Origin of the sequence: Shigella sp. FC1661 (genome assembly GCF_001712525.1) — a bacterium.
In the GTDB taxonomy this organism is placed as follows: domain Bacteria; phylum Pseudomonadota; class Gammaproteobacteria; order Enterobacterales; family Enterobacteriaceae; genus Escherichia; species Escherichia coli.
The window spans coordinates 1-4401 of the sequence record NZ_MDGW01000179.1 but is presented as its reverse complement, the minus strand read 5'-3'; the positions used below and the strand labels follow the sequence as shown (position 1 = coordinate 4401).

The following is a 4401-nucleotide window of genomic DNA, read 5'->3' as shown; positions in this document are numbered from 1 at the left end:
GGCTACGCCATGGGAGAGCGCATGACAAAAGAGCTGACAGGTAAAGCCCTGTTTATGGCGCTCAGGAGCCAGCGCCCACCTGCCGGGCTAATCCACCACTCTGATCGAGGTTCACAGTACTGCGCATACGATTACCGGGTCATACAGGAGCAGTCTGGTCTGAAAACATCAATGTCGCGTAAAGGTCACTGTTACGACAACGCTCCGATGGAAAGCTTCTGGGGAACGCTGAAAAATGAGAGCCTGAGCCACTATCGTTTTAATAACCGGGATGAAGCCATCTCAGTAATACGGGAATACATTGAGATTTTCTACAATCGTCAGCGTCGTCACTCTCGTCTGGGGAATATCTCCCCGGCAGCCTTCAGGGAAAAATATCATCAGATGGCTGCTTAAAAAAGAACAAATGGTAGTGTCCGCTATTGCCAGTACACCTCATGTTCTTTATTTTCATGGTGTAGGGCCTTCTGTAGTTAGAGGACAGCTTTAATAAGTAACAATCACCGCGATAAACGTAACCAATTTTTAGCAACTAAACAGGGGAAAACAATTACAGATTTTTATCTTTCGATTACGATTTTTGGTTTATTTCTTGATTTATGACCGAGATCTTACTTTTGTTGCGCAATTGTACTTATTGCATTTTTATCTTCGAGGAATTACCCAGTTTCATCATCCCATTTTATTTTGCGAGCGAGCGCACACTTGTGAATTATCTCAATAGCAGTGTGAAATAACATAATTGAGCAACTGAAAGGGAGTGCCCAATATTACGACATCATCCATCACCCGCGGCATTACCTGATTATGGAGTTCAATATGCAAGCCTATTTTGACCAGCTCGATCGCGTTCGTTATGAAGGCTCAAAATCCTCAAACCCGTTAGCATTCCGTCACTACAATCCCGACGAACTGGTGTTGGGTAAGCGTATGGAAGAGCACTTGCGTTTTGCCGCCTGCTACTGGCACACCTTCTGCTGGAACGGGGCGGACATGTTTGGTGTGGGGGCGTTTAATCGTCCGTGGCAGCAGCCTGGTGAGGCACTGGCGTTGGCGAAGCGTAAAGCAGATGTCGCATTTGAGTTTTTCCACAAGTTACATGTGCCATTTTATTGCTTCCACGATGTGGATGTTTCCCCTGAGGGCGCGTCGTTAAAAGAGTACATCAATAATTTTGCGCAAATGGTTGATGTCCTGGCAGCCAAGCAAGAAGAGAGCGGCGTGAAGCTGCTGTGGGGAACCGCTAACTGCTTTACAAACCCTCGCTATGGCGCGGGTGCGGCGACGAACCCAGATCCTGAAGTCTTCAGCTGGGCGGCAACGCAAGTTGTTACAGCGATGGAAGCAACCCATAAATTGGGCGGTGAAAACTATGTCCTGTGGGGTGGTCGTGAAGGTTACGAAACGCTGTTAAATACCGACTTGCGTCAGGAGCGTGAACAACTGGGCCGCTTTATGCAGATGGTGGTTGAGCATAAACATAAAATCGGCTTCCAGGGCACGTTGCTTATCGAACCGAAACCGCAAGAACCGACTAAACATCAATATGATTACGATGCCGCGACGGTCTATGGCTTCCTGAAACAGTTTGGTCTGGAAAAAGAGATTAAACTGAACATTGAAGCTAACCACGCGACGCTGGCAGGTCACTCTTTCCATCATGAAATAGCCACCGCCATTGCGCTTGGCCTGTTCGGTTCTGTCGACGCCAACCGTGGCGATGCGCAACTGGGCTGGGACACCGACCAGTTCCCGAACAGTGTGGAAGAGAATGCGCTGGTGATGTATGAAATTCTCAAAGCAGGCGGTTTCACCACCGGTGGTCTGAACTTCGATGCCAAAGTACGTCGTCAAAGTACTGATAAATATGATCTGTTTTACGGTCATATCGGCGCGATGGATACGATGGCACTGGCGCTGAAAATTGCAGCGCGCATGATTGAAGATGGCGAGCTGGATAAACGCATCGCGCAGCGTTATTCCGGCTGGAATAGCGAATTGGGCCAGCAAATCCTGAAAGGCCAAATGTCACTGGCAGATTTAGCCAAATATGCTCAGGAACATAATTTGTCTCCGGTGCATCAGAGTGGTCGCCAGGAGCAACTGGAAAATCTGGTAAATCATTATCTGTTCGACAAATAACGGCTAACTGTGCAGTCCGTTGGCCCGGTTATCGGTAGCGATACCGGGCATTTTTTTAAGGAACGATCGATATGTATATCGGGATAGATCTTGGCACCTCGGGCGTAAAAGTTATTTTGCTCAACGAGCAGGGTGAGGTGGTTGCTTCGCAAACGGAAAAGCTGACCGTTTCGCGCCCGCATCCACTCTGGTCGGAACAAGACCCGGAACAGTGGTGGCAGGCAACTGATCGCGCAATGAAAGCTCTGGGCGATCAGCATTCTCTGCAGGACGTTAAAGCATTGGGTATTGCCGGCCAGATGCATGGAGCAACCTTACTGGATGCTCAACAACGGGTATTGCGCCCTGCCATTTTGTGGAACGACGGGCGCTGTGCGCAAGAGTGCACTTTGCTGGAAGCGAGAGTTCCGCAATCACGAGTGATTACCGGCAACCTGATGATGCCCGGATTTACTGCGCCTAAATTGCTATGGGTTCAGCGGCATGAGCCGGAGATATTCCGTCAAATCGACAAAGTATTATTACCGAAAGATTACTTGCGTCTGCGTATGACGGGGGAGTTTGCCAGCGATATGTCTGACGCAGCTGGCACCATGTGGCTGGATGTCGCAAAGCGTGACCGGAGTGACGTCATGCTGCAGGCTTGCGACTTATCTCGTGACCAGATGCCCGCATTATACGAAGGCAGCGAAATTACTGGTGCTTTGTTACCTGAAGTTGCGAAAGCGTGGGGTATGGCGACGGTGCCAGTTGTCGCAGGCGGTGGCGACAATGCAGCTGGTGCAGTTGGTGTGGGAATGGTTGATGCTAATCAGGCAATGTTATCGCTGGGGACGTCGGGGGTCTATTTTGCTGTCAGCGAAGGGTTCTTAAGCAAGCCAGAAAGCGCTGTACACAGCTTTTGCCATGCGCTACCGCAGCGTTGGCATTTAATGTCTGTAATGCTGAGTGCAGCATCGTGTCTGGATTGGGTCGCGAAATTAACCGGCCTGTGCAATGTCCCAGCTTTAATCGCTGCAGCTCAACAGGCTGATGAAAGTGCCGAGCCAGTTTGGTTTCTGCCTTATCTTTCCGGCGAGCGTACACCACACAATAATCCCCAGGCGAAGGGGGTTTTCTTTGGTTTGACTCATCAACATGGCCCCAATGAACTGGCGCGAGCAGTGCTGGAAGGCGTGGGTTATGCGCTGGCAGATGGCATGGATGTCGTGCATGCCTGCGGCATTAAACCGCAAAGTGTTACGTTGATTGGTGGCGGGGCGCGTAGTGAGTACTGGCGTCAGATGCTGGCGGATATCAGCGGTCAGCAGCTCGATTACCGTACGGGGGGAAGTGGGGCCAGCACTGGGCGCAGCAAGGCTGGCGCAGATTGCGGCGAATCCAGAGAAATCGCTCATTGAGTTGTTGCCGCAGCTACCGTTAGAACAGTCGCATCTACCAGATGCGCAGCGTTATGCCGCTTATCAGCCACGACGTGAAACGTTCCGTCGCCTCTATCAGCAACTTCTGCCATTAATGGCGTAAACGTTATCCCCTGCCTGACCGGGTGGGGGATAATTCACATCTATATATCTCACTAATTAATATTTAGTATGAATTTATTCTGAAAATCATTTGTTAATGGCATTTTTCAGTTTTGTCTTTCGTTGGTTACTCGTAATGTATCGCTGGTAGATATGGAGATCGTTATGAAAACCTCAAAAACTGTGGCAAAACTATTATTTGTTGTCGGGGCGCTGGTTTATCTGGTTGGGCTATGGATCTCATGCCCATTGCTAAGTGGAAAAGGCTATTTTCTTGGCGTGTTAATGACAGCAACTTTTGGTAACTATGCATATCTTCGCGCAGAAAAACTCGGGCAACTGGATAATTTTTTTACCCATATCTGCCAGTTGGTAATGACTCCAACTTACTGATAGTGTTTTATGTTCAGATAATGCCCGATGACCTTGTCATGCAGCTCCACCGATTTTGAGAACGACAGTGACTTCCGTCCCAGCCTTGCCAGATGTTGTCTCAGATTCAGATTATGTCGCTCAATGCGCTGAGTGTAACGCTTGCTGATAACGTGCAGCTTTCCCTTCAGGCGTGATTCATACAGCGGCCAGCCATCCGTCATCCATACCACGACCTCAAAGGCCGACAGCAGGCTCAGAAGACGCTCCAGTGTGGCCAGAGTGCGTTCACCGAAGACGTGCGCCACAACCGTCCTCCGTATCCTGTCATACGCGTAAAACAGCCAGCGCTGACGTGATTTAG

The 4401-nt window shown here is 49.6% G+C and carries 2 protein-coding genes and 3 pseudogenes; 4 read left to right on the top strand and 1 reads right to left on the bottom strand.

Going from position 1 to position 4401, the window contains the following annotated elements:
• From BFF42_RS11615 to BFF42_RS11595, 4 genes and pseudogenes are all read left to right on the top strand, one after another.
• On the top strand, positions 1-396 hold a 396-nt coding region (locus tag BFF42_RS11615; protein WP_052968043.1), incomplete at its 5' end, for an IS3 family transposase.
• 423 nt (positions 397-819) lie between these two features.
• Positions 820-2142 (top strand): xylose isomerase, encoded by a 1323-nt coding sequence (gene xylA / locus BFF42_RS11610; protein WP_001149581.1) that lies wholly within the window; start codon positions 820-822, stop codon positions 2140-2142.
• Positions 2143-2213: 71 nt separating this feature from the next.
• Positions 2214-3666 (top strand): annotated as a pseudogene (gene xylB / locus BFF42_RS11605) (xylulokinase).
• Positions 3667-3830: 164 nt separating this feature from the next.
• A pseudogene (locus tag BFF42_RS11595) lies at positions 3831-4040 on the top strand (YiaA/YiaB family inner membrane protein); the annotation flags it as partial.
• An 11-nt stretch (positions 4041-4051) separates the two neighbouring features.
• Here BFF42_RS11595 and BFF42_RS11590 read toward each other — a convergent pair.
• A pseudogene (locus BFF42_RS11590) lies at positions 4052-4401 on the bottom strand (IS1-like element IS1X2 family transposase); the annotation flags it as partial.